Below are 24,906 nucleotides of genomic sequence, written 5' to 3'. Positions count from 1 at the left end.
TCCACGCTTCCGGATCCCGTCAAAACGGATGGATCGTTCCGATAGCGGAGAAAGTGGGCTGCGGGCTAAACTCGCGCAACCAACGATCCGGGGAAGGTCCGGCATGCGACGGTGGGCCGAATTCGTTCTGCGGCATCGCAAAGCGGTGGTGGCGTTCTGGGGCCTCGTGCTGGTCGCCGGCATCCTGCTGGCCGGTCGCACCACGGACCGGCTGACGATCGACTTCTCCCTGCCCGGCCAGCCCGGCACCGTGACCGCGCACAAGATCGAGGACGCCTTCGGCAGCGGCGGCGACACCAATCCCTATCTGGTCGCGGTCACCCTGCCGGCCGGGCAGACGATCACCGGTCACGAGTCGGACGTCGGGAAGGTGTTCACGGCCGTGGGCACAGCGGTACCGGGCGTGCGGCTGATCGATGAGGCGAACACCGGGGACAAGGCCTTCCGGACCAAGGACGACCGCACCGCGTACGCGCTGGTCTTCTACCGGTTCAACCCGTCACCCAGCCAGAAACCGCTGACCGATCCGATCCGCGCGGCGGCCGAGCAGGCAGGGCCGGCGGGCGCGGTGGTCGGGGTGACCGGCGAGGACCCCCTGGCCTCCGGCGGCGACAACGGTGGTGGACCCGGGGTGCTCGGCGAGACGCTCCTCGGCGCCGTCGGCGCACTCGCCGTCCTCGCCTTCGTGTTCGCCTCCTTCCTCGCCCTGCTGCCGCTGCTCGTGGCCGCGGTGTCGATCCTCGCGACCTTCGTGATGCTGCTGCCGCTCACCTACGCCACCGACGTGTCGTTCATCGTGCAGTTCCTGGTCGCCCTGATCGGCCTGGGCGTGGCGATCGACTACTCGCTGCTGTTCGTCACCCGCTGGCGCGAGGAGCGCGACCGCGGCCGGGACAACCACGAGGCGGTCGTGGTCGCGATGGAGCACGCCGGGCACGCGATCGTGTTCAGCGGCGTCACGGTCGCCATCGGCCTGCTCTCCCTGGTCGTCCTGCCGGTCCCGTTCCTGCGCAGCATGGGCTACGGCGGCGCGCTCATCCCGCTCGCTAGCGTGCTGACGACGCTCACCCTGACCCCCGCGATCCTCGGAGGCATCGGGCCGAAGGTCGACTGGCCCAAGATCCGGCACGAGAACCGGGCGAGCCGGTTCTGGAGCCGCTGGACCGCCGCCGTCGTACGGCGCCGCTGGATCGCGGCCGCCGCCGCACTGGCCGCGCTCGCGGCCCTCGTCGGCGTCTTCCTCGGCATCAAGATCGGCCTCGCCTCCTCGGAGTCGCTGGCCAAGAACGGCCCGGCCTACGACACCCTGCAGACGCTGGAACGGGGCGGCGTCCCGACCGGCGCGCTGACCCCGATGGAGGTCCTGGTCAGCACCGACCAGGCGAAACCCGTCGCCGCCGCACTGGCCAAGGTCGACGGTGTGACCAGCGTGCTCGTGCCGACCGGGCCCGCGGGCAGCCGGGGCGGACAGAGCATCGTCGTCGTGATCCCCGACACCGAGACGGTGAACTCGAAGAGCGTCGACGTGGTCAGACGGGTCAAGACCGCCACCGAGCACCTGCCCGGAGTCGTCGGTGTCGCCGGTGTCGGCGCGGCACAGATCGACTTCCTGCACGCCGTCTACGGCAACTTCCCGCTGATGCTCACGATCATCGCGCTGCTGACGTACGTCCTGCTCGTGCGCGCCTTCCGATCCCTGCTGCTGCCGCTGAAGGCGGTGCTGCTCAACCTGATCTCGCTGGCGGCGACACTGGGCCTGATGGTGCTGTTCTGGCAGGACGGCCACGGCTCGAACACGATCTTCGGCATCGCCGCGACCGGGGCCGTCACGTTCTGGATCCCGATCATGATCTTCGCGTTCCTGTTCGGACTGTCCATGGACTACGAGGTGTTCATCCTCTCCCGCATCCGGGAGGAGTACGACGCCGGCCTCTCCACCGACGACGCGGTCGTCGAGGGCATCGGCCGCACCGGCCGACTCGTCACCAGCGCCGCCCTCATCCTCTTCCTCGCCTTCGCCGCACTGGCCTCGGGACCGGGCACCGACCTCAAGACGCTGGCGACCGGCCTCGGCATCGGCATCCTGCTCGACGCGACCGTCGTGCGGATGCTGCTCGTCCCCTCCCTCGTCTCCCTGTTCGGCGGCTGGAACTGGCACCTGCCCGCCTGGGCGGCGCGCCCGCTGCGGGTACAGCCGTCCTATCCGCACCCGGAACCTTCCGCGCCCGAGCCGACGCCACCCGCGGACTAGGCCCCTGCCCAAGACCCCCTGCCGAAGCGGAACGGCGTGAGTGCCTCGGGGCGGTGGCCGGTGCGGACGTACTCGGCGAGCCGGTGCCCGGTGACGGGCCCCAGGGTGACGCCGAGCATGCCGTGCCCGGTCGCCGCGAGGCCGTGTCGTGCCCGGGGACGCGGTCGATGACCGGAAGCCCGTCGGGGAGGAAGGGCCGGCCGCCCACCCACGGGTCGCGGATGAGGCTCACCAGGTCGTCGGGGTCGTCGAACCAGCGGCCCAGATAGTGCCGGCTGGCGAGCGCGACGGCGACGATGCGGCGCCAGTCGAGGCGGTTGTTGTTGCCGCTCAGCTCCATCGTGCCGCCGACGCGGGTGGTGGGGCCGATCGGCGAGGCGACGGCCCTGCGCTCGCCGAAGTACAGCGTGTGCCGGGGCTCCGGGTCCAGGTCGACGGAGAAGCTGTAGCCCTTCCCCGCCTGGAGCGGCAGGGGATGGCCGAGCGACCCGAGCAGATCCGAGGAGCGCGTGCCGGCCGCGATGACGACGGCCGAGCAGGGGATCTCGCCGGTCGCGGTGCGCAGCGCGGTGACGCGGTCTCCCTCGGCGCGGAACCCGGTGGCCTCCATGTTCTCGTGGATCTTCACGCCGGACGCGGCGAGCGCCTCGCCCAGCGCACGGGCGAACGCCTCCGGATCGACCACGCCCTCGCCCTCGACCAGATAGGCGGCGCGGACGCGAGGGGACAGCGCCGGGTCGAGGAGGCGGGCCTCGTCGCCCGTGACCACGTCGTCGGGCAACGGGTAGCGGCCGTGCGCCATCTGCCGCTGGACGGCGAGGTGATGGCGGGCCTCGGCGGGGGAGAGGAACGCGTGCACCATGCCGGGCCGGGTCAGACCGGTCTCGACCCCGGCTGCGCGCAACCCGTCGAAGAGGTCGAACGTGGTGCGGTTCAGCTCGGCGATCGCCGTGTAGCCGCGCCGGAACGCGGCCGGTGTGCTGCTGCGCCAGAACCGCCACAGCCACCGTACGAACGCCGGATCGGGCAGCGGCCGTAGGTACAGGGGCGAGTCCGGGCGGCCCAGGGAGCGGAGCGCGTAGCGCACCACGCCGGGGGCCGGGACCGGTGTCGAATGGCTGAGGCAGACCCAGCCCGCGTTGCCCCGGGACGCCCCGGAACCCAGGGCGCGCCGCTCGACGACCTCCACCTCCAGGCCGGCCTCGGCCAGGTAGTAGGCCGTGCACAGGCCCACGACGCCGCCACCGACCACGACGACCGGACCGCCGTGCCCGGTCATGACGTCGATCCGTAGGAGGCGAGGAACTCGCGGGTGCGGGCCTGTTCCGGGCGGTCGATGACCTGGTGGGGACGGCCCTCCCCGACGATCCGGCCGCCGTCGACGAAGACGACGCGGTCCGACACCTCGCGGGCGTAGGGGAGTTCATGGGTGACCAGCAGCATCGTCCTGCCGTCCGCGGCGAGTTCGCGCATCACGCTGAGCACCTCGCGGGTGGCCTCCGGGTCGAGGGAGGAGGTGGCTTCGTCGAAGAGCAGCACCTCGGGCCGGAGCGCCAACGCGCGGGCGATGGCGACGCGTTGCTGCTCACCGCCGGAGAGCCGGTCGGGCAGGGCGAGGCCGCGGTGGGCCACCCCGACCCGGCGCAGCAGGGCACGGCCCGCTCCAGGGCCTCCGACTCCGGTACGCCGGCCTTGCGTTGAGCGACCACGACGTTCTCCACGGCCGTGAGATGGGGGAAGAGGTTGAAACGCTGGAAGACCATGCCGACCGTGCGGCGCAGCCCGGGCAGGTCGCGGCAGACGATGCGGCCGTCGCGGTGCACCACCTCCCCGGCGACCTCCACCGTGCCCCGGTCGGGGCGCTCCAGCAGGTTCACGCAGCGCATCAACGTCGTCTTGCCGCCGCCGCTCTGCCCGATGACGCTGACGATCCGGCCGCGGCCGACCTCAAGACTCACGTCGTCGAGCACGAGCCGGCCGTCGAAGGACTTGCTCAGCCCCTCGATCCGAACGATCGCTTCGGCAGGGGCAGTTGGGGTGGTCTTCGCCGTGGTGACGGGTTCGGTCATACGGTCGGCTCCCTCAGGTTGGCCCCCGTGCCGAGCTCAGCGGCGAGCAGCGCCCGCGCCGTACGCATCCGGCGCCGTCGCCAGGGGGACAGCGGGACGCCCGCGCGCACCTTGCGCTCCAGCAGCAGAAGGAGTTGGGAGAGCGGATAGCACAGGGCGAAGTAGATGGCCGAGATGACAGGTACACCTCCAGCGCCCGGAAGGTCACCGGCCGCTCCCTGCGGGAGTACCGGACGGCCATGGCGCTCTATCTCGCGTGCCTGGCCGACCGGTTGGGTGGTGGAGCGGTCCGCTGAGCGCGTCAGGCCGACGTGCTCCGGGTGCGGAGCATCCGGCTCACCTCGTCCGAGCGCTCCAGGAGCGTGAGACGGACCACCGGGACCGCCTCACGGGAAGCCTCACGGGCCCGCTCGATGTACGTCGGGTCGATGCCGTGCAGCGGGAAGAGGCGGTGCGTGTAGCTCATCGCCAGGATCATTCCGCCCTGGTGCAGCTTCGGGACGGCCTCCAAGTAGCGCTCGGCGTAAGGCGCGAGCAGCTCGTCCTGGCCGGGGCGCCAGAAGGCCGCCGCGACCAGGCCGACCGAGTTGATGGGGACCGTACGGTCCACGACCAACTGCTGCCAGACCTCCGCCTTCGTGGCCGCGTCGGGCAGGGCGGCCCGTACGGTGAGGGCGCGGAGCCAGGCGTCGGGGTCCGGGTCGCGGGCGAGCAGACGGCCGGATTCCGCCGTGACGTCGCCGCCCAGTTCCGCCTCGCGGATGAGCGCACGCCAGTGCAAGTCGACGTCGTCACCGGCCTGTTGGCGCAGCCAGCGGAGATCGTCCGCGGTCGTCGCGGTACGGGCGAGCCCGCGCAGCGCGACCTGACGGCGGCCGGGGTCTCCGGCGAGGCTTCGGCAGGCGGCCGCCACCGCCGCCGACAACTCTTCGCGCTCGGCGGGCGGCGCCCACAGTTCCGCGACGTTCGCGGCGAGGGTCAGATACGGCTCGATCACCGCGTCGGACGTCTCGGCCGTCAGCACCGAGGTGAGGCACCGCCCGGCCTCCGCCGCCGTGGCCTCGCCGGTCGTCAGCATGTCCCACACGGTGGCAGCGGCCACACCCCGGGAGATGGCCGTGGGCAACTGCGCCGCCGTACGGAAGAGGGCGTCCCTGGTCGTGGGATCCGGGCGGGTCGTCGCGAACGTCAGATCGTCGTCGTTGATCAGCAGGACGTCGGCGTCGGACGGAAGGCCGGTGACCGCGGTGCGGGGCTCCGTCACCTCGACCCGGACCAGCGCCCGGCGTTCGAGCGCGTCGCCGTTCCTGTCGTAGGCGCCCACCGCCAGGACCTGCGGACGCGGGTCGGCGGCGGCCACCAGGGTGACCGTGTCGCCGTCGCGCTCCAGGGTGAAGCGGTCGGTGCCCGCCGTCTCCAGCCAGGCGGTGCGCCAGCTGTCCAGATCGCGGCCGCCGGCCTCGGACAGGGAGTCGATCAGGTCCTGGAGTGTGGTGTTGCCCCAGGCGTGGCGGGCGAAGTAGGCGGCCATGCCGGTCCTGAAGTGCTCTTCGCCGACGTACGTCTTGAGCTGCTGGAGGACGGACGCGCCCTTGGGGTAGGTGATGTTGTCGAAGATCGACGCGGCCTGGGCGACGTCGTGGATGGGCTGGTGGATCGGGTGCGAGGCCGGGCCCTGGTCGGACAGGTACGCGCTGATCTTGCCGATCATCAGGTGGCTCGCCCACGCGTCGGTGTGCCGGGTGGCGCGCTCGGCCGCCCAGTGGCAGGCGAACTCCGCGAACGCCTCGTTCAGCCAGAGGTCGTCCCACCAGCGCATGGTGACGATGTTGCCGAACCACATGTGCGCCATCTCGTGCAGCAACACCCGTGCCAGCAGCCCGTGTTCGGCCGGGGTCGGCGCGGCCCGCCGCAGGAACACGTCCGACCAGGTCACACATCCGTAGTTCTCCATCGCCCCGCCGAACTCCGGCACGAACACCTGGTCGTAGCGGCGCTGCGGGAACGGCATCGCGAAGACCTCGCCGTAGAAGGCGAGGCCCTGACGGGTGAGGGTGAAGATCTCGTCGGCGTCGCGGTCGAGGACCTCGGCGAGTGAACGGCGGGCGTACAGGCCCAGGTTGTGGCCGTCGGCCTCGCGGCGGACCTCGTGGAAGGGGCCCGCGTTGATGACCGTGTTGTAGACGGACAGGGGCGGGGTGTCCGGGAAGGTCCAGCGGCGGGCCGCGGCCAGCTCCTCGACCTCCGCGTCGCCGGAGTTGCTGGTGACGGTCCACGCGGAGGGGGCTGTGACGGTGAAGGCGTGCGGGGCCTTGAGGTCGGGCTGGTCGAAGCACGCCCACACGAAGCGGGCCTCGTCCGGTTCGAAGCTCATCCACACGTACACCTCGCCGTCGGCGGGGTCCGTCGCCTTGTGGACGCCCTCGCCGGCTGTGGTGTCGGCCTGCACGCTCTCCACCCGCAGCACGTTGCGCTCGGCGAGGTCCGGCAGTTGGATCCGCCCGTCCTCGGCGGGAGCGAGGGCGATGCCGTTCAGCGTGGCGCTCAGCACCTGTGCCGCACAGTCCACGAACGTCTCCGCGCCCGGCTCGCGACAGGTGAACACCACGGTCGATACAGCGCGGACCTCCGGCCCGTCGGGCAGCGCGGTCAGATCGACATCCACGTCGTACCGCTCGACCGCGATCAGTTCGGCCCGGCGCTCAGCCTCGATGCGGGTCAGGCTTCGGATCCCCATGCGTCCTCCCTCGGCAGACAGCGGCCGTCAGCGTACGACGGAGATCGACGGGGGGTGCAAGGGTTTTCGGCGGCCTTTGACTTCGGCCACCGTCGGATCGGCGCGCGTCCGGAGCCGGGGCCGTTGACCGGCCATGACGACCGGACAGCGGCCGACCGGCCACGCCGAACGACACGCCGGGCGCTCGTCCCCCGCCCGAGCGCCCGGCGTGTGCGAGGACGGGGCCGGCGGCGCGGTGGGTGCTCGTCCCCGCCCGAGCGCCGCGCCGCCGACCCCGTCGTATCACCGCCCCCGCAACCCCGCGCTGATCACCCGCCCCGTCCGGCGCGCGGTCTCCGCGAGCCGTTCCAGGTGGTGCGCCGGGTCGGTGAGGACGCACAGGGCCGCCACGGGAGTGCCGCGCACCCCGAGCAGCGGAACTGCCGCGCAGCACACGCCAGTCACCACTTCCTCCGGGTCGAACGCGGCACCGCGCTCCCGTATCGCCTCGGCGTCCCGCGCCCAGGACGCGGGAAGCGGCCCCAGCGGGGGTGCCGGCGCGGCCGTGGCCACCAGGACCTTGCCCGCCGCTCGGCGGAGGGGCGCGTGCTGGAGGTGGGCCCGCCCCAACGCCGCACCGTGATGGCCACGTTGGCCGTGGACGTCGGCCGGCCCGTCGACGTGGTCATCGAGCGGGTCTGGGGCCCGCACGCGCCGGACGGCGCGCGCGGCGCGGTGCACGCCCATGCCGCCGCCCGGATACCGCGGATGTGCGAGCAGGCCGCCGAGACCGCGCGGGAACCCTTATGGGCGATACGCCTCCACGACCTGCTGCGCGTGTACGCCGGGGAACTCGTGACCGCGTACGACCACGAGTGGGAACGCCGGTCGGCGGTGCACCGGATGATGGACCACTACTTGCACTCCGCGCGCGGCCGACGTGCTGGTGACCCCGCAGGCCAATCCGGTGGAGTCGCCCGCGCCCAGACCCGGCGCGAACGCGGTCGAGTTCGAGGACTACGGCCGTGCGCTCGCCTGACTCGTCGCCGAACACCCGGTGCTGCTCGCGCTCGTACGGCAGGCCCAGCCCGGCTTCGACGCGCACGTGTGGCGGCTGGTCACCGTACTGACCACGTTCCTGGACCGGCACGGATACTCGCAGGCGCTGCTGACCGCCGGGCATCGCGCGCTGGCGGCGGCCGAACGGGTGGGCGACCTGGCAGGCCGGGCGGGCGCCCACCGCGGACTGGGCCTGGCCCTGGGCCGGTTGAAGTGCCCGGAACCCGCCCGGGAACACTGTCTGCGGGCCCTCGAACTCCTCGCTGCGGTCGGCAGCGACGCCGGACAGGCCCGCACCCATCAGCATCTCTCGCGGATGCCGGGGGCCAGGGCAACGCCGAACTCGCCCTGGAACACGCCTACCGGAGCCTGGAGCACTACCGGGCCGCGGGCGACCGGGCAGGGCAGGCCGCCGCGCTGAACCACATCGGCTGGCGGCAGGCACACCTCGGCGACCATCTCCGCGCGCTCGGCCACTGTGAGCAGGCCCTCGAACTCGCCCAGGCGGCCGGTGACGCGGACGGGCAGGCCCACATCTCCGACAGCCTCGGCTACATCCACCATCAACTGGGCCGCTATCAGCAGGCAGTTGACCGCTACCGGCAGGCGGCCCAGTTGTTCCACGCCACCGGGGAGCGGCACAGCGAGGCTGCCTGTCCGACCTGCCTCGGCGACAGCCATCGCAGTGCGGGCCAGTCCGACGCGGCCCACGAGGTGTGGACCCGCGCGCTCGCCCTGACCGCCGAACTCGGCCTGCCCGACGACGATCCCATCCGTGCGGGGCTGCGGGAGCGTGTCGGGGACGGTCCGCTGTCGTAGCGGCTGGTGCTCTCGACTCAGGTGCATGGTGCTGCCGTTGGGTCCGGTACCGGGGCTTTGACCCGCGGCCTCAGGCGACGGCTGAGGGCGATGCCCGCGGCTGCGCAGGCACAGGTCAGCCACCAGGTGGAGTGCCAGTCGCCGGTACGGGTGGCCAGCCATGCGGCGGCGGTGGGGCCGACGAAACTGCCGGTGTTGAACAGCTGTTGGATCAGGCCCATGGTGGCGGGAGCGGAACCGCCGGCCGGCGTCAGCTCACCGATCATGCGCAGCAAGGTCGCCGGTATCGCACCGCCGGTCAGCGAGAAGACCGTGACGCACCCGAACTGCCCAGCGGTACCTGCCGGGAGGCCGTGCCAGTCGACGGCGAACGCCAGCACGGACGTGACGGCCATGAGGACGAACGCGGGGACGACGAGGGCGCGGGTGGGCAGGCCGCGTTTCATGAGCGCCGCGGTGGCGACCGAGCCGACGGCGTTCGCCGCACCGACCACCGCACTGAGGACGCCCGGCCAACTGCCCGACATCCCGCCGTCGCGGTAGATGGTGGGCAGGAACCCCACCACGGCCATCCACGGCAGCGTGTAGCAGGCGAACACGAGCCCGGCCGTCCACGGACCCGGCGCCCGGACGGTACGACCGATCCGGGTCAGGGCGTTCGCCGCGCCCCGCACACCACCCGCGTCGTCCCGGGGAACCCTGGCCAGGACCCACGCCAACGGCAGCAGCGCGATCACGGCCATGCCCCACCACCACACCCGCCATGGCATCACCTGGAGGGCCAGCGCGCCGATGATGAGACCGGCGAAGGTGGAGATGCCCTGGTAGGCGCCCCAGAACCCCATCGCCGTGGTGAAGCGGGTGGGTGGAGCGGTGCGCCGGATCAGCCCCGGCCCGGTTACCGCCACCAGGATGAAACCCGCCCCCTCGACCGCTCGCGAGGCCAGCAGAGGCGCCGCCGACCAGGCGAATCCACCGCCCGCCGAACCGAGGAACAGCAGGACCAGCCCCGCGCTCAGACAGCGTCGCTCACCGATCAACTCGGCCAGCAGCGAGACGGCAAGTCCCCCGAGCATCCCGGCCAGTTGGACGATCCCCAGCAGGGTCCCGGCCTGGACGAGACTCAGCGACAGGTCGTGCCGCAGGAACGGGAGCGCGGGCGGCACCTTCCAGACCTGCAGCCCGGCGGCCACTCCGGCGGCGACGATGACGCCCCAGGAGCGACCGGTACCGGAGGGGTGCGAGCTCAAGGCCATGGCGGGTGGTCCTTCATCAGGGCGGAGGCGTGGAACGGCTCACCACCTTGACCACACGGCAGGGCATCAGCGCAATACAGGTTCTACTCGCTGCGACAGATGCTCAATGGTTCAGGGATCTGGTGGCAGAATGCATGTCATGACGCTGATGGACTCCTTGGACGCCCGTATCGTCCTGGCACTGGACGACGACCCGGACGCGACGATCCTCGCCCTGGCTCAGACCCTGGGCGTGGCCCGGAACACCGTTCACGCGCGGCTGCGGAGGATGGCCGCCGACGGCGTGTTCAAGCCCGTCAGCCGACGCGTCGACCCCGCCGCCCTCGGCTACGGCCTGGTGGCGTTCATGTCGCTCGCCGTGAGCCAGGCCGAGCCCGAGAGTGTGCACGAGGGACTGCTCGACCTCCCCGAGGTCATCGAGGTGCACTACACCACCGGCGACGCCGACCTCCTCGCGCATGTCGTCGCCAAGGACACCGCGGACCTGCACCGCGTCACCAAGGCGATCCTCGCCATCGACGGAGTCGACCGGACCAGCACCGCCATTTCCCTGGCCGAGGTCATCCCGTACCGGCCCCGGGCCCTCCTGCACCGCCTGGCGAAAGGGCGAACCACCTAGAGGTCCAACTCCAGCACGGGGGAGTCGCAGCGGCTCACGCAGATCATCATCGTGGTGGCGGTGGGGCGTTCGGACGGCTCGATCACCGTGTCGCGGTGGTCCGGGACCCCGGCCGTGACCCGGGTCTCGCAGGTACCGCAGTAACCCTCCTCGCAGGAGAACGGCACGTCCGGGAGTTTCTCCCGGACGACGTCCAGCACGGAACGATCGGCGGGCACGGTCAGCCGCAGGCCAGAACGGCTGAGCACCACCTCGAACTCCCCACTCGTGGCGGCGAGTTGATCCAGGATCCCGTCGGTGGCCGCGGTCGCGGTGAAGCGTTCCAAGTGCAGTGATCGCGCCGGGTCGGCCGAACGGCACAGGGCCGACACCGCGTCGAGCATCGGTTGGGGGCCGCAGGCGTAGACGGCGTGCGTGGGCGGGGTGGCGGCGAGTTCGGCGGCCAGGTCCGGGAGGCCCGCCTCGTCCTGTGGCAGGAGCAGCACGCGGTGGCCGCCCAGCGCCACCAACTCCTCGGCGTACACGAGCCGGGACCGGTCGCGGGCGCCGAGGACCAGTCGCCAGGGCAGGCTTCGGGCGGTGAGTTCGCGGGCCATCGGCAGCAGCGGGGTGACGCCGATGCCGCCGGCCAGCAGCAGATAGCCCGGCGCGGGCACCAGCGGGAAACGGTTGACCGGTCCGTGGATTTCCAACTGTCTACCCACCAGGGCGGTTTCGTGGATCTCCCGGGAGCCGCCACGTCCCTCGTGCACGCGGTGCACGGCGATCGTCCACGTCTCGGTATCGGTCACGTCGCCGCACAGCGAGTAGGCGCGCCGCCGCCCCGAGGGCAGGGTCAACTCCACATGCGCGCCCGGTTCCCAGGTCGGCAGGGCGGCGCCGGTGGACCGGGTCAGCCGGAGTTCCAGCACGTCGTGGGCGATCCAGCGGGACTGTCGGACCAGGAGCCGTTCGGTCGTCGCGCTAGTTGTAGAAGGCGGGGCGAGGTCAGAAGACACGGAAGTACTCCCGCTGTTCCCAGTCGGTCACCTCTTGGCTGAAGCGGGTGATCTCGGCTCGCTTGATGCTCGTGTAGTACGCGACGAAGTCCTTGCCGAGCCGGTCGGCGAGCATGCGGTCGGACTCCAGCGCGTCGAGGGCCTCGCCCAGGGAGCGGGGGAGTGGTTCGGCGCGTGCCGCGTAGGGCTCGTCGGCGGCCGGTCCGGGTTCCAGGCCGCCCGCCACGCCCTCGAGTCCGGCGGCGAGTTGGGAGGCGAGGTAGAGGTAGGGGTTGGCGGCCGGCTCGCCGATCCGGTTCTCCAGACGGGTGGATGACGGTCCGTCACCCAGCACCCGCACCATCGCCCCGCGGTTGTCGCGGCCCCAGACCGCACGGTCCGGTGCCAACGACAGCGAGCGGAAACGCTTGAAACCATTGAGAGTTGGCGTCGAGAACGCACTCGTGGCCCGCGCGTGCCGCAGCAGCCCACCGAGAAACGCCGTCCCGTACGGCGACAACGGCGGCCCGGACGCGGTGCGTTCGGCGCTCTCCGGTGCGAAGACACCCACCCCGTCCCGCAGCATGCTCTGGTGCAGATGCCAGCCGCTGGAGAAGACGCCGGGGAGATGGGGGCGGCACATGAAGGTGGCGTGGTGGCCGTGGCGGGCGGCGACCTGCTTGACGGCGCTGCGCAGCAGCACCATCGCGTCGGCCGTGCCCAGGCCGTCGGCGGGCTGGAGTGTCAACTCGACCTGGCTCGGGCCGAATTCCACCTCCAGGCTGCGCAACGGGAGGCCCAGGCCCTCGATGTTGGAGCGCAGGACGTCGAGGATGGGGTCGAGTTCGTCGTAGCGCAGCTCGCTGAGGTACTGGTAGCCGTGGTTGAGCATGCCGACCTCGGGCGCGGCGCCGGGCTGGCCCTGGTCGCCGGGGCCCAGACGGGGATCGTCGAGCCGGAAGAGATGGAACTCCACCTCAAGACCGGTGCGGTAGGTCAGCCCGTCGGCCTGGTCCAGGACCGAGCGCAGCAGCCCACGCGTGCACAGCGGGACCGGCGCGCCGGTGGTGAAGCGCAGGTCGCACAGCAGCCAGCCCGTGCCCGGGGACCAGGGCAGCATACGGAAGGTCAGCGGGTCGGGCACCATCACCATGTCGGCGGCGCCGCGCAGTTCGGGCAGCCCGAGCGGCGTCTCCTTGGTGAACAGCGGGAACACGGTCCGCCCCGAGGTGTCCTTGGCGAGCAGGGACGAGGCGATGCCGCTGCCGTCGCGCAGTACGTTGGGGAGTTCGCCCATCGTGACGGTCTTGCCGCGCAGCAGACCGTGCTGGTCGGCGAAGACCAGCCGTACCACCGTCATGCCGCCGCTCTCGGCGCGCTCGCTTATCTCCCGTGCGGCGGCGGCCTGTTCGGCGTTCCACAGGCCATGCCGTTCGATGAATCCCACGCGGCTCAGCCGTCCGTTCCCAGCGGCTGCGCCCAACTGCTGTCGGCGCGCTGCTTGTCGGTGACGGCCGTCCAGTGCTCCAGCCAGCCCTCGGTCGGACCGATCCCGTCCAGCGCGACCGGCCCGTGCAACCGCCCCGCCTCCTCGGCCGACAGCACCAGCGGCGGGTCCTCCCCGCGCTCGACCGCGCCGATGGCCTCGCCGAGCATCCGCCGGTACATCACAATGGCCTTGTCGGAGCGGCCCAGATGCTCGCGGGTACGGTCCTGGACGGCTCCCTGTCCCTCGACTGCCCACTGGTCGTGCACGTTGATGTCGGTGCCGAGCCCGGTGTACGTCGTCGTCCGCTGCTCCATCGGGTCGTAGCCGTAGCCGTTCGCGCGGCCGAAGCGCGGCCGGTAGTCGGGCAAGGTGACCGCGCCGACCCGCTGCCGGCGCATCTCCGCGTGGTCCACGGGGCCGCCGACACTGGTGAACAGGGCATACCAGTAACTGGAGTTGTCGTCGATCGGCACATGCCACTGGGTGATCGCCGTCTCCGCGTCGAGCGGGATGTGGAAGGCGTGCGGGAACACCTGGTGGGTGATGCGGACATGGGTACGGCTGCCGTCCATCGGCAGGCCCTGGGTGTCCGTGCCGTCGAGCGTGCGCCGGGCGGTGATGCGGATGCCGTACGGGGTACGGGCGGCGTCGATGTCGGGGCGGCCGTACTCGCGCAGGATCTTCGTCATCGGGAGGTCGGTGCCCTGGGAGGCCGCGCGGAACTGTTTGCCGTAGCTGTCGGCGGGGTCCTCGTCCTGGAAGAAGCGGTGGAGGTAGGAGGCGTGGGCGGGGTCGATGCCGACCTCCAGGGCCTGGAGCCAGTTGCACTCCAGCAGGCCCTTCCAGGCGAAGGCGTGGTCGGCGGGTGCCTGGAAGCAGTCCAGGGCGGGGAGTTGGGGCGGTTCGCCGGGGCCGAGGTAGCCCCAGATGATGCCGTTGATCTCGCGGACCGGGTAACTGCCCAGCCGGACACGGGACTTCAGCGGACTGTCGACGGGCTCGGCGGGCGTGTCGAGGCAGGAGCCGTCGCGGGCGAAGAGCCAGCCGTGGAAGCAGCAGCGCAGTCCGCCGTCCTCCAGCCGGCCGAGGGCCAGGTCGGCGCCGCGGTGCGGGCAGCCGCGGTCGACGAGGCCGAGTTCGCCGTGCTCGTCGCGGAACAGGACCAGGTCCTGGCCCATCACCTTGGGCGCCACCAGCGGCCGTACGCCGTCGAGTTCCTCGCTGAGGGCGATCGGCTGCCAGTAGCGGCGCATCCACTCACCGGCCGGGGTGCCGGGCCCGGTCCGGGTGAGCCGTGTGTTCTCTTCCTCGCGCATGGGACGCCTTTCGTGGGAGGGCGGCGTGGTCAGCCGCAGCAGTGGTCCGGCGCTGAAGGACTCGGCGTATGGCAGGAGTTGGGGGCGGGCACGTCCAGGGCCGGGTTGCGGTCGAAGAAGCCGTCCGGCTCCAGTCGCAGCCGGGCCTTGGCCACCGGCATCACCGGCCACTCCTCGGGGCGCGGGAAGTGGTGCGAGCCGACGGTGGCCCACAGCACGAGGTCCGTGCCGTCCAACGACCGGTTCTCCTCCTGCCACTTGTGGACGCCGTCCGCTCCCGGCTCGGCCTGGTTCGGGTACTCGCCGCCGACGAAGCGCCGCTCCGCGTCGTAGGCCGTGGCCCACAACTGCCGCCCCACGAACGGGGCTCGGCGGGCGCACACACTGTCCTCGCGCACCGGCAGCACGGCCGCGTTCTCCAAGTGCACGCGGTACGCGGTCGGTTCGCCCATCCGGTTGCGGGACTCGGTGCTCTCCACCCGCCAGTGCAGCCCGCGGGACGGATCGGTGCGTCGGGCGCCCTCCGCCTCGCTGAGGATCGGACGCAGCACGGTCCGGGCCGCGTTGCCGTACGGGTCGAGGACCGGGTCCGGCTCGTGCTCGGCGGTGACCTCGACCAGCCGGTTGGGATCGCCGTCCACCGCCATGTCCAGGCGGACGCTGAAGAAGTGCTGGTGATTGGTGACCGCGACGTTCGGCGCGACCCGGCGCGCGTACGGTGTCGCCTCGTCCTCCTCGACGCCGGTGGCGGAGAGGATGCCGGTCATCTTGATCTCCAGCATCACCGAACCGTCCTGGTACAGCGACCAGTAGAAGCCGTAGTCGTAGTTGGCGACGGTGGCGAACGCCGAGATGATCAGCCGGCGCGAACGGCGCACCTCCGTACGGCCCGTGCGCCCGTCGTGGTGCTTCCAGAGGATGCCGTCGTCCTCCTCGTGCACGCACACGGCGTTGGGGATGAGCCGGGGGACGCCGTCGCCGCCGAGCACCGCCGCGTCGAAATACTGGATGACGCCGAGGCAATCGCAGCCCAGGGCAAGGGAGTTGGTGAGCGGGCCCGCGCCGTACTCGCCCCAGTCGAAGAAGTTCTTGCGGTACTGGGTGGAGGCGGTGTCGAAGTACGGGACGTACATCTCGTTGACGGCCGCACGCCGGATCACCTGCCGAGGACCCTTCCCGGCCGCGGCGAAGGAGAGGTCGTGCAGCACGAGCCCCTCGCGATGGCTGAAGCCGACCCGCACCGACCACCCCTGCCAGTCGATGCGCTGACCGGTGACGGTGAAGCTCGGCCCCTTCGGCTGGACGACCTCCAGCGGCTTCAGCCCCGGTCGCTCGGCCACCGTCCCGGCCGCGAACACGCCCGACTCCTCCGACAGCGGCACCACCCCGTGATCCTCGATGCGCAGGATCTCCATGGTCTCCATGTCGATGATCGGCACCACTCCCTGCACCGGGCGGGCGTAGCCGTTGTCGTCCTCGGAGGTCCGGTGCCAGACACTGCCCCAGGTCAGCCGGCGTCCCGCGTACTCGGGCGGCTCGAAACCGCCGATCGACTCCGGGTCCACCATCACCAGCGACACGTCGTGGATACCGCGCAGTGCCAGCGCCTCCCGGAAACGCGGATCAGCCCGACAGGCCGCAGCTGCCTGCCGGGCCTCCTCGGAGGAACAGCCCGGACTGCGTACGTCCAACTCCCGCCAGGCGGTGGTCTGCGGCTTGTCGCCGAGTTCGAGATCGACCTCGAAGGCGTGGCGCGCGGAGGTGGAGAACACGACCGCGCGGGCCCGCCGGTTGTCCCCCGGCGCGGCACGCCGGGCGTGGTCCTCGTCCAGCGCCACACCCCAGAAGCGCGCGTCGTCGGGAACCCGGGTGTCGGCTCTCAACACGCTTACGGCGGTGGCCAGTTCGGTGACGGTGAGGGGGTCCAGCGGGTGGGGTGCGTCGGCCGGTGCGGGTTCGGGGGCGAGAGTGCTCACAGCGGGTTTCCTTCCAAGGTGGTGCCGCCGTCGGCGCGGGGATCGGAGGCGCCGTCCAACTGACCGGTGGCGGACAGTCGTACGGCCTGGGTGTGACCGGCCAGATCGGTACGGACCGGTGCCACGACGACCGGAACCACCGACGGGAACGCGCCCGCCGGAACGGACCCGGGCTCGGCCAGCAAGGTCGGCGCCTCGAAGCCGATGTCGCGAGCGCCGATCACCCAGCGCGGCCGGTCGAGGACGGCGACCGGATCGGCGGCCGGGTCCATCAGGTCGGGCACGGTCTGGGCGAGGATCTGCGGCTGCGCCCGGCCGCCCTGGCAACCGGCCGCGAGCAGCAGCTCGGCGGACCGGCCGAGCACTGGGCACAGGGTGTGCGGGGGCCGCAGTCCCGGTCCGATCAGAGCCGGATGGCCGGGCAGCAGACTGAACGCCGAGCCCCGGTTGTGCAGCACGATGCCCGTCTCCGGTTCGCAGATGCCGGAGCCGAAGGTCTGGTAGATGCTCTGGATCAGCGAGACGGCCAGCCCGGACGCGTCCACGGCGGTGATCGCTACGGTGTCCCCGGCGGGCCGGAAGGACGGCTCGGGCGCTCGCGCACCGGCGAGGGGGGCCGGGCGCAGCAGTCCGTCCAGGTCGACGGGCGAGGGGCCGAGCGGGTCACCCAGCAGCAAGTCCCGTGCTGCAGAGGCATCTTGGCAGCGAGCGGCCAGCGCGCCGGTACGCTCCGGCTCGGACAGCTTCGCCGCCGACGCGGCGGTCTCCAGTACGGCCAGCAGACTCGCCCCCTGGCTCGGCGGCGGCGCGGTCCACCAGCGAGTTCCGGCCACGTCCAGCGTCAACGGCTCGACGCTCTCCGCCTGATGGGCCGCGAGATCGCTCGCGGTGAGCGGACTTCCGGCCCGGCGCAGCCCGGCTGCCAGCGCCTCGGCGACCGCGCCCCGGTAGAAGGACGACGGATCGTCGGCGAGTGCCCGTAGTACGGCGGCCAGTTGGGGCTGGGGGAGGGAGTCGCCTTCGTCGAGCGGCGCGCCGTCGGGGCCGGTCAGCAGAGTGGTGAGCCCGGGGTCCGTGCCGATCTGCGGGGCCCGCTCACGGATGGCGCGCGCCAGACCGGCCGACACGGTGGCCCCGTCCTCGGCCAGTTCGGCGGCGTCCCGCAGCGCCTCGGCCAGGGCACCTGGCGTGCCGTGGGCGTCGGCGAGCGCGGCCCAGCCCGCCACCACACCGGGCACGGTCACCGTCTGCGGCCCCTGCGCGGGCATCCGAGCGTCGGCGGCGCGCAACGCTTCGACGTCTACGGCCTCTGCCGCGGCCCCCGCCGAGACCACCGCGCGCACCGAACCGCCGGGCGCGTGCACGAGGGCGATCAAGTCGCCGCCCAGGGAACACTGGTGGGGGTAGACGACGGTGAGGGCGGCGGCCGCCGCCAGCGCAGCGTCCACGGCGTTGCCGCCTCGCTCGGCCGCGCGGCGGGCCGCTGTCAGCGCCGCCGGGTGCGGCGCGGCCAGGATCAGCGGGGAGGCGGCTGTCACGCGGCGTCCCTCGGGAGGAGCACGGTGCGGGAGGGGGCGGCTTCGGCGCCCTGGAGGGGCAGGGGGAGGGAGAGCATGTCGTAGACCCCGGCGGGTGTGTGGAGCAGGTCCACGACCTCCAGGATCAACACCTCTGCGGCGCACAGGAGTTGGTGGGTCTCCCAGTGGGTGGTGTAGGCGACCGCCTCGATGCTCAGATAGTCGATGCCCGCGGTGCGCACCCCGGCCTCGATGAGGCGTTCCGCGCCGTCCGGGGCCAGTCCGACCCACTCGCGGGCCTTCCACGGGCTGCGCAGGACACCCTCGGAGTTGCTGGTGCGCAGCAGCACCCGTTCCTCGGTGCCGAGGCCGGCCGCGTCGAGGTCGGCGGCGGTGATCCGCTCCTTGACGTGGGTGAGGTCCAGCACCCGCGCGGTGCCGTTGAGGGCGGACAGGTCGAGCCGGTCGACCGTCATGCCGCCGTCGATGAAGTGGGCCGGAGCGTCGATGTGGGTGCCGGTGTGGGCGCCGATGCGCCAGCGGCTCACGTTGGAGGGATCGCCGGCGGTACGGGACTCGACGATCTCCACCTCGGGGCGGCGGCCCCAGTGGAGCATGCCGGGATGGATGGGAACGGACACGTCGATCGCCTTGGCGAAGTCCAGATTCATGCGGCCCTCCTATTGGATGCGGATATCATGGAAGTGGATCCAAAAATGAGCGGCTGTGGACGACCCCGGCCGCGTGGGAAACTGCTCCACCACCGCGCAGCCCCCGACCGCCCCCGAGAAGGGTTTGACCGACTCCGATGACGCCTCAGACTGACGAGAGTCCCCTCGTCGACGACATCGCGGCCCGCATCCGCGCGCGGATCATGAACGGCGAGCTGGCGATCGGCAAACCGCTGCGCCAGGCGGCGCTGGCCACCGAGTTCGGGGTCAGCCGCACACCGGTGCGCGAGGCGCTGCGCCAGCTGCAGAACGGCGGGCTGATCGAGATGCAGCCGAACCGCGGTGCGGTGGTGCGGGTGCCCGCGCCCTGGGAGGTGCGCCAGGCCTACGAGGTGCGGGCCGAGCTGGAGGGCATGGCCGCCAGGCGTGCCGTTTCCCGCATCACGGAACGCGGGCTCGCCGCGCTGCGCGAGCACAACGCGGTTCTCTGCGAGGCGGTGGGGCGGGCCGAGGACGGGGTGAGGGGTGCGGGCGGACTCACCACCACGGCTGCCAACGACTGTTTCCACACGGTCATCTGCGAAGCGGCCGACAATCCCTGGCTCACCCGGATGATCGACCGGATCAACGAGAGCTTCCCGCGCAACGTCTCCTCGCTCGCCCTTGCCGGCGACGAACGACACCGGCAGCTGAACATCCGTCAGCACGAGGCGGTGATCGACGCGTTGGCCGAGCACGACGCCGACCGTGCCGACGCGTTGATGCGCGAGCACGTCATCAGTTCCGGCGAGCATCTGACGGCCTGGTACGAGCGCCGTTCCCAGACGGTCTTCCACGGCTGAGCGGCGGGCCCTCACAGGGTACCACCGGGGAACAGGCGGGCCGGGGAGAGGAAGTCCAGGTCCGGGCGGGCGATTCCGCACACGAGGTCGGCCAGCGCCTCGCCGATCGCCGGTCCGAACTTGAATCCGTGGCCCGAACACGCCGACGCGACCAACGCCTGTGGCACGCCCGGCACTTCGCCGACGATGAAACGCCGGTCGGCGGTCATCGTGTAGAGGCAGGTCAGGCTCTCGGTGACTGGTCCTGCGCCGGGCAGCACTTGGGCCACCGCCTCGGCGAGCAGGGCCAGTTCGTCGGCGGTCGCTTCGGGGCGGGGGGCCTGTGGGTCCCAGGGCGGGCCGCTGTCCAACCCGGCCTTGAGGCCGCGGCCGTCGGCCGCGGGGAACCCGTACAGGAGGCCCTGCGTCAGGTCGACTGAGAAGCTGCCGAGTCCGGAGGCGCCGAGCGGTCCCGCCGGGTCGGCGGCGAAGTAGGCGTTGACGATACGAGTGACCGTCAGATGCGGTGCCAGGGACGGGACGTGGGCCGCCGTCCAGGGGCCGGCGCACAGCACGAGGCGCCGCGTGCGCAGGACGGCCTTGCCGGTGCGGACCACGACCTCGTCGCCGTCCGGTTCCCAGCCGAGGACGGGGGCGTGGTCGTGGATGTGCGCGCCGGAGCGTTCGGCGAGGGTCAGTTGGGCGCGCAGTGTCTCCTGCGCGTCGATGATGCCGGCGTGCGGGTCGTGCACCGCGGTGAATCCGATGGGGAGCCGCAGTCCCGGGAAGATCCGTGCCGCTTCCTCGGCATCGACTTCACGGCAACCGGGGCCGCGTAGAGGATCGGGTCGGTCCTTCGGCGCCGCGTACAACCCGCCGGTGATGTCGACCAGTTGGGCCTTCGAGGCGCCCTCCAGCTCCGCCCAGGCCTGGTAGGCCGTGTCGACCAGGGCGTCCCAGTCGGGGTGCGGATAGGCGCGGCGGATCATCCGGGTCGCCCCGTGCGAGGAACCCAAGTCGTGGTGCAGGCCGAACTGTTCGAGCCCGAGGACATCGAGCCCGCGCGCGGCCAGATGACGTAGAGCGCCGCTGCCGTGCACGCCCAGGCCGACCACGATCACGTCGTGGCAGCGGGAGTTGGGGCGTGGGGTGTGCGGGGTGGAGGCGGGGACTGGTCCGGTCGCCGGGGCTGGGGCTGTGGGCGCGGGCGCAGATTCCGAGGACGATCGTGCGGGCCCGATGCCTGGTGCCGCGTCCGGCGTGGTCGCGGGTGAGGGGGTGGGAGCTGCTGGGTTGGTGCCCTGCGCCGGGTTCTCCGAGTTCGTGGACGTGGGTGTTGCGGTGCTGTGGCCGGGCGGGTTGTCCGGTGTGGCGGTGGCGGGTGTTGTCGGGCCGGTGTCCGATTCCTGGGCCCGCGAGTCGGTGGGCGTGGGCTCAGTCCGGGATGACGCGGGCGATGGTCTGAGCGCTGCGGGGTCAGAGCTCGGCGCCAGGCCCTGTGCGCTCGTGGGCGTCAGCGTGGGCGTGGGTCGAGGAACCGGGAGCGACGGCACGGGTGTTGAGGGATCGCTGCCCGGCTTCGAGGCCTCTGAGCCTGAATTTCCTGACCGCGAAACCTCCGGCCCTGAACCTTCCGACCCTGAGGTCTCCGCCCCCGCATCCCTCGACCCCGTATTCCTTGCCCCCGCGTCCTCCGCCCCGGAGCCCCGCCGCCCCATGGCCGGCGCCGTGCCGCGTCCGTGCAGGCAGACGATCTCCCGTACCGCCTCCACCAGCGCGTGCAGATCGTCCTCGTCGTTGTAGACGTGTACGGACGCCCGGATCACCTTGGTCAGCCCCCGGTGGTCCATGTCCCAGCGGCCGTGGCCCGCCGGGACGGCGATCAAGTGGACACGGCGGTAGGCGAGTTGGCGTTGTACCTCGGAGGCGTCCAGACCGTCGATCACGAAGGTGACGATGGCGCCGCCCGCGGCGGGCGGGTCGGTGACGTGGACGCCAGGGAGGGCGGAGAGATGTTGCCGCAGGGTGGCGGCGAGGGTGGCCAGGTGGCGGGCGACGGTGTCGACGCCGAGCGTGCCGAGGTCGGTCAGGGCGGCGCCGAGGCCGAGGCGCAACGCGTGGGCGGCTTCCCAGAGTTCGAAGCGTTTGGCGTCCGGGACCAGTTCCCAGCTCCGCTCGGCGGTCCATCGGGCGCCCCGGACATCGGGTGCCTCGGGGGCGAGCCGGTCCAGGAGCGGGCGGCGTACCGCGAGCAGGCCCGTGCCGCGCGGGCCGCGCAGGAACTTGCGGCCGGTGCCGATGAGCAGGTCGCAGCCGATGACGCCCATGTCCACCGGCAGTTGGCCCAGCGACTGGGTCGCGTCCAGGAGGTAGGGAACCCCGTGGGCAGTGGCCAACGCGCCTATCGCGGCGGCGGGTTCGACCAGCCCAGAGGAGGTCGGCACATGCGCGGCCGTCACCAGCGCGGCCGGTCCTGCCCGCAGTGCGGCCTCCAGGGCCTCCAAGTCCACTGCTCCGTCAGAGCCGTTGGGCAGCAGCTCGACCAGGACGCCGTGGTCGCGTTCGACCGACAGCAGATGCAGCGCGCTGCTGACGTAACTGGAACGGGCCGCCAGCACCCGGTCGCCGGGCCGCAGCCGCAGCGCCGACACGGCCCGCTGCCAGCCTGCCGTCGCGCTCTCGACGAGGGCGACCTCCTCCAGCCGGGCGCCCAGGAGTTCGGCCGTACGCGCGTAGACGGCCTCCAGGGCGGGAGCCGCGTGTCTCGCGGCCTCGTAGCCGCCGGACAGGCTCTCCGCGCGCAGGTGGTCGATGACCGCCTCGACAGTGCCGTTGGCGAGCAGGGCCGCACCCGCCGAGTTGAAGTGGTGGCCGGTGAACGAGCCCGGCGTACGGGCGCGTTCGGCCGCGACGTTCAGGGTGCGCGGGGGCGGAGGGTTCGGGGGCGAGGCGGCCGTCCCGGCCGTCACGGGCGCGCTCACAGGGCGATCGTCACGCTCTTGAGCTCGGTGAACCCGTCGACGGCGGCGTCGCCGAGGTCCCTGCCGAGGCCTGACTGCTTCATCCCGCCGAAGGCCACGGCGGGGTCGAACTCGTTGTACGTGTTGACCCACACGGTCCCGGCCTCCAGCGCGGCGGCCGTGCGATGGGCCCGGGCCAGACTGCCGGTCCAGACGCCGGCGGCGAGGCCGTACTCGCTGTCGTTGGCCAGCGCGATCGCCTCCTCCTCGCTGTCGAACGGCATGATCGTGGCGACCGGGCCGAAGATCTCCTCCCGGGCGATCCGCATGTCGGGGGTGACCTCGGTGAACACCGTCGGTGGCACGAACCAGCCCGGGCCGTCCGGGAGTTCACCGCTCACGGCCACCTCGGCTCCCTCGGCGCGCCCGAGTTCGACATAACCCGTGACGCGGTCGAACTGCTCCTGCGACACCAGAGGACCGATGTTGATACCGCCCGAGAGCCCGGGACCGATCCGCAGTGCCTCCACTGCCGGCACCAGACGGTCCAGGAACTCCTTGACGATCGTGCGCTCCACCAGCAGCCTGCTGCCCGCAGTGCACATCTGCCCGGAGTGCCCGAACACCGCGCGCACGGCGTTCGGTACGGCCGCGTCGAGATCGGCGTCGGCGAAGACGATGTTGGGGGACTTGCCGCCCAGTTCGAGCGTGAGCCGCTTCAACGACGGTGCCGCAGCGGCCATGATGTGCCGCCCGACCTCGGTGGACCCCGTGAAGGACACCTTGGCGACACCGGGATGCGCGACCAGTTCGGCCCCCGTACGGCCGTCACCGGTAAGGACGTTGACCACGCCCTCGGGCACGCCCGCCTCCAGACAGAGCGCGGCCAGCCGCAGCGCGGTGAGCGGGGTCTGCTCGGCGGGCTTGACGACGACCGTGCAGCCGGCGGCGAGGGCCGGAGCGAGCTTCCACGCGGCGATCATGAAGGGGAAGTTCCACGGCAGCACGGCGGCCACCACGCCCACCGGTTCCCGGACGCTGTACACATGCCGGTCGGGCCCGGCCGCGTGCACGGTGCCCTCCAGCCGGGTCGGGGTACCCGCGAAGTGACGGATGGCCTGCAGACCCAACTCCACATCACCGCGAGCGCGTTCGATCGCCTTGCCGTTGTCCAGGGTGTCCAGCACCGCCAGTTGCTCGGCGTCGCGCTCCACCAGATCGGCGAGACGCAGCAGGACGTCACGGCGCTGCCGGGGCGGCAGCCCGCGCCAACGGCGGTCCCGGTGCGCGGCGTTGGCGGCCTCGACCGCCGCCGACACCTCGGCGGAGCCCGATTGGACGACGGTGGTCAGCTGCTCCCGGGTGGCGGGGTCGAGCACCGGGATGCGTTCCGTCGCGGTACCGGTGGTCCACTCGCCGCCGATGAGCATGGGCTCGCAGTCCGGCAGGTGGGGGATCACGATGCTGGGGTCCACGGTGTTCTCCTTCACGCCTGGCGTCCGGGACGGTGAGTGGGGTCGGGCCACGGCTCGCGCACCGCCGTGGACACCGCCCGGGCTGTGGTCAGGACGCAGCGGTCGAACTCCGCCTCGCCGTGCTTGGAGTTGGCGTCGGTCACGTCCCTGCCCCAGACCCCGGTCTCGCTGACCTGGTCCATGCGGTAGTCCCAGAACGAGTCGACGTCGACATGGGAGGTGGCCCGTTCCATCCGGACCAGCTCCGGCGCGAGGTGCAGCATCACGGACGTCTCGAAGAAGTTGGCGTGCATCAACGCCCGGCCGTAGGTGACGTGTCCGTCGACCTCGGGACCCGGGTACATCGTCACGTACCCCAACGCCCTTACCCGGGCGTCCCGATGACGCACCCTCAGTTTTTCAGCGGACACGTCGAGCGCGCCGTTGTTCCAGATGTGCCCGTTCAGCAGCACGAACTGCCGTACCCCAGAGGCGTAGAGCGAGTCGATGACGTCCTCGACGACGGCGATCATGGTCTCCGGCCGCAGCGCCACCGTCCCGGCGAAGTCGCCGTGCGACGCGGACACCCCGAAGCTCAGGGGCGGGACGACCGGCACTCCGGTCAGGGCGGAGACGCCGAGGGCGACCGCCTCGCAGATCCTGGTGTCCACGGCGAGCGGGAGATGCGGGCCGTGCTGCTCGGTGGCGCCCACGGGGATGATGACGGCGTCCTGGGCCGCGGCCGTGGACTCCGCCTCCGCCCAGGTCAACTCCTCCCACAGCACCGGCGATCCGGAACCGCCCAACCGCGCGGCGAGTTCGGGGACATCGAGCCCGGTGGGGACGGTTCGTCCGGACGGACCGGTGACGAAGACGGACGACATGGCTCTCCTCTCCTCGGGACCGATGGCATTCGTCATCGGCGTGCACTCTTCT

Annotated in this window: 17 protein-coding genes and 3 pseudogenes; 4 read left to right on the top strand and 16 right to left on the bottom strand. The window is 71.8% G+C overall.

All coding sequences use genetic code 11. The annotated features are described in order from the left end of the window. Positions 1-103 precede the first annotated feature (103 nt). The gene (locus tag ACGFY9_RS28455; RefSeq protein ID WP_393758746.1) at positions 104-2,251 is read left to right on the top strand and encodes an MMPL family transporter; all 2,148 of its coding nucleotides are present in this window, start codon (positions 104-106) and stop codon (positions 2,249-2,251) included. Positions 2,252-2,456: 205 nt separating this feature from the next. Here ACGFY9_RS28455 and ACGFY9_RS28450 read toward each other — a convergent pair. From ACGFY9_RS28450 to ACGFY9_RS28425, 6 genes and pseudogenes are all read right to left on the bottom strand, one after another. Beyond that, positions 2,457-3,530 (bottom strand): annotated as a pseudogene (locus tag ACGFY9_RS28450) (NAD(P)/FAD-dependent oxidoreductase); the annotation flags it as partial. Beyond that, positions 3,527-3,724: a hypothetical protein gene (locus ACGFY9_RS28445; protein WP_393759071.1), complete on the bottom strand. Its 198-nt coding sequence runs from the start codon at positions 3,722-3,724 to the stop codon at positions 3,527-3,529. The pseudogene ACGFY9_RS28450 and the gene ACGFY9_RS28445, both read right to left, overlap by 4 nt. A 96-nt stretch (positions 3,725-3,820) precedes the next feature. Continuing rightward, positions 3,821-3,883, bottom strand: a pseudogene (locus ACGFY9_RS28440) (amino acid ABC transporter ATP-binding protein); the annotation flags it as partial. A 116-nt stretch (positions 3,884-3,999) separates the two neighbouring features. After that, a pseudogene (locus tag ACGFY9_RS28435) lies at positions 4,000-4,320 on the bottom strand (ATP-binding cassette domain-containing protein); the annotation flags it as partial. 301 nt (positions 4,321-4,621) lie between these two features. Further along, positions 4,622-7,057, bottom strand: a complete 2,436-nt coding sequence (pepN, locus tag ACGFY9_RS28430) for an aminopeptidase N (RefSeq protein WP_393758744.1) — start codon at positions 7,055-7,057, stop codon at positions 4,622-4,624. A gap of 282 nt (positions 7,058-7,339) precedes the next feature. Next, positions 7,340-7,783, bottom strand: coding sequence for an IclR family transcriptional regulator C-terminal domain-containing protein (locus ACGFY9_RS28425; protein WP_393758742.1), 444 nt, complete (start codon positions 7,781-7,783; stop codon positions 7,340-7,342). Between the two features lie 525 nt (positions 7,784-8,308). On the opposite strand from ACGFY9_RS28425, the gene ACGFY9_RS28420 reads away from it, so the two are divergent. After that, entirely contained in the window at positions 8,309-8,914 is a 606-nt protein-coding gene (locus tag ACGFY9_RS28420) for a tetratricopeptide repeat protein (protein ID WP_393758740.1), read from the top strand. 17 nt (positions 8,915-8,931) lie between these two features. Here the strand turns inward: ACGFY9_RS28420 and ACGFY9_RS28415 are convergent, their stop codons facing one another. Further along, on the bottom strand, positions 8,932-10,170 hold the full coding sequence (locus ACGFY9_RS28415) for a CynX/NimT family MFS transporter (RefSeq protein ID WP_393758738.1): 1,239 nt from the start codon (positions 10,168-10,170) through the stop codon (positions 8,932-8,934). A 139-nt stretch (positions 10,171-10,309) separates the two neighbouring features. On the opposite strand from ACGFY9_RS28415, the gene ACGFY9_RS28410 reads away from it, so the two are divergent. Beyond that, positions 10,310-10,789, top strand: a complete 480-nt coding sequence (locus ACGFY9_RS28410; RefSeq protein ID WP_393758737.1) for an Lrp/AsnC family transcriptional regulator — start codon at positions 10,310-10,312, stop codon at positions 10,787-10,789. On the opposite strand, the gene ACGFY9_RS28405 is transcribed toward ACGFY9_RS28410, so the two are convergent. The 6 genes from ACGFY9_RS28405 to ACGFY9_RS28380 are packed head-to-tail and all read right to left on the bottom strand — an operon-like array spanning position 10,786 to position 18,735. Further along, the gene (locus tag ACGFY9_RS28405) at positions 10,786-11,787 is read right to left on the bottom strand and encodes a PDR/VanB family oxidoreductase (protein WP_393758735.1); all 1,002 of its coding nucleotides are present in this window, start codon (positions 11,785-11,787) and stop codon (positions 10,786-10,788) included. The genes ACGFY9_RS28410 and ACGFY9_RS28405 overlap by 4 nt on opposite strands. Beyond that, positions 11,777-13,213 (bottom strand): glutamine synthetase family protein, encoded by a 1,437-nt coding sequence (locus tag ACGFY9_RS28400; RefSeq protein ID WP_393758733.1) that lies wholly within the window; start codon positions 13,211-13,213, stop codon positions 11,777-11,779. The genes ACGFY9_RS28405 and ACGFY9_RS28400 overlap by 11 nt, the downstream gene beginning before the upstream one ends. Before the next feature lie 5 nt (positions 13,214-13,218). Next, a complete protein-coding gene (locus tag ACGFY9_RS28395; protein ID WP_393758731.1) occupies positions 13,219-14,571 on the bottom strand; it encodes a Rieske 2Fe-2S domain-containing protein in 1,353 nt (450 codons plus the stop codon). Between the two features lie 29 nt (positions 14,572-14,600). Then, entirely contained in the window at positions 14,601-16,547 is a 1,947-nt protein-coding gene (locus tag ACGFY9_RS28390) for a primary-amine oxidase (RefSeq protein ID WP_393758729.1), read from the bottom strand. Then, positions 16,544-18,085, bottom strand: coding sequence for a gamma-glutamyltransferase (locus ACGFY9_RS28385; RefSeq protein WP_393758728.1), 1,542 nt, complete (start codon positions 18,083-18,085; stop codon positions 16,544-16,546). Before ACGFY9_RS28385 ends, ACGFY9_RS28390 begins: the two co-directional genes overlap by 4 nt. Next, positions 18,082-18,735 (bottom strand): cyclase family protein, encoded by a 654-nt coding sequence (locus ACGFY9_RS28380; RefSeq protein WP_393758727.1) that lies wholly within the window; start codon positions 18,733-18,735, stop codon positions 18,082-18,084. Before ACGFY9_RS28380 ends, ACGFY9_RS28385 begins: the two co-directional genes overlap by 4 nt. 137 nt (positions 18,736-18,872) lie before the next feature. Between ACGFY9_RS28380 and ACGFY9_RS28375 the strand changes: the two genes are divergently transcribed. Then, positions 18,873-19,577 (top strand): GntR family transcriptional regulator, encoded by a 705-nt coding sequence (locus ACGFY9_RS28375; protein WP_393758726.1) that lies wholly within the window; start codon positions 18,873-18,875, stop codon positions 19,575-19,577. A gap of 11 nt (positions 19,578-19,588) precedes the next feature. On the opposite strand, the gene solA is transcribed toward ACGFY9_RS28375, so the two are convergent. From solA to ACGFY9_RS28360, 3 genes are read right to left on the bottom strand one after another with little or no spacing between them, the layout of a single operon-like run. Beyond that, on the bottom strand, positions 19,589-22,537 hold the full coding sequence (gene solA, locus ACGFY9_RS28370) for an N-methyl-L-tryptophan oxidase (RefSeq protein WP_393758724.1): 2,949 nt from the start codon (positions 22,535-22,537) through the stop codon (positions 19,589-19,591). Further along, positions 22,534-23,991: an aldehyde dehydrogenase family protein gene (locus tag ACGFY9_RS28365; protein WP_393758722.1), complete on the bottom strand. Its 1,458-nt coding sequence runs from the start codon at positions 23,989-23,991 to the stop codon at positions 22,534-22,536. The genes solA and ACGFY9_RS28365 overlap by 4 nt, the downstream gene beginning before the upstream one ends. An 11-nt stretch (positions 23,992-24,002) precedes the next feature. Further along, positions 24,003-24,854, bottom strand: a complete 852-nt coding sequence (locus tag ACGFY9_RS28360; RefSeq protein WP_366495851.1) for a creatininase family protein — start codon at positions 24,852-24,854, stop codon at positions 24,003-24,005. Positions 24,855-24,906: the final 52 nt, after the last annotated feature.

This window comes from Streptomyces sp. NPDC048504 (genome assembly GCF_043200035.1).
Classification (GTDB): Bacteria; Actinomycetota; Actinomycetes; order Streptomycetales; family Streptomycetaceae; genus Streptomyces.
This window is presented reverse-complemented; position numbering and strand designations above follow the sequence as displayed.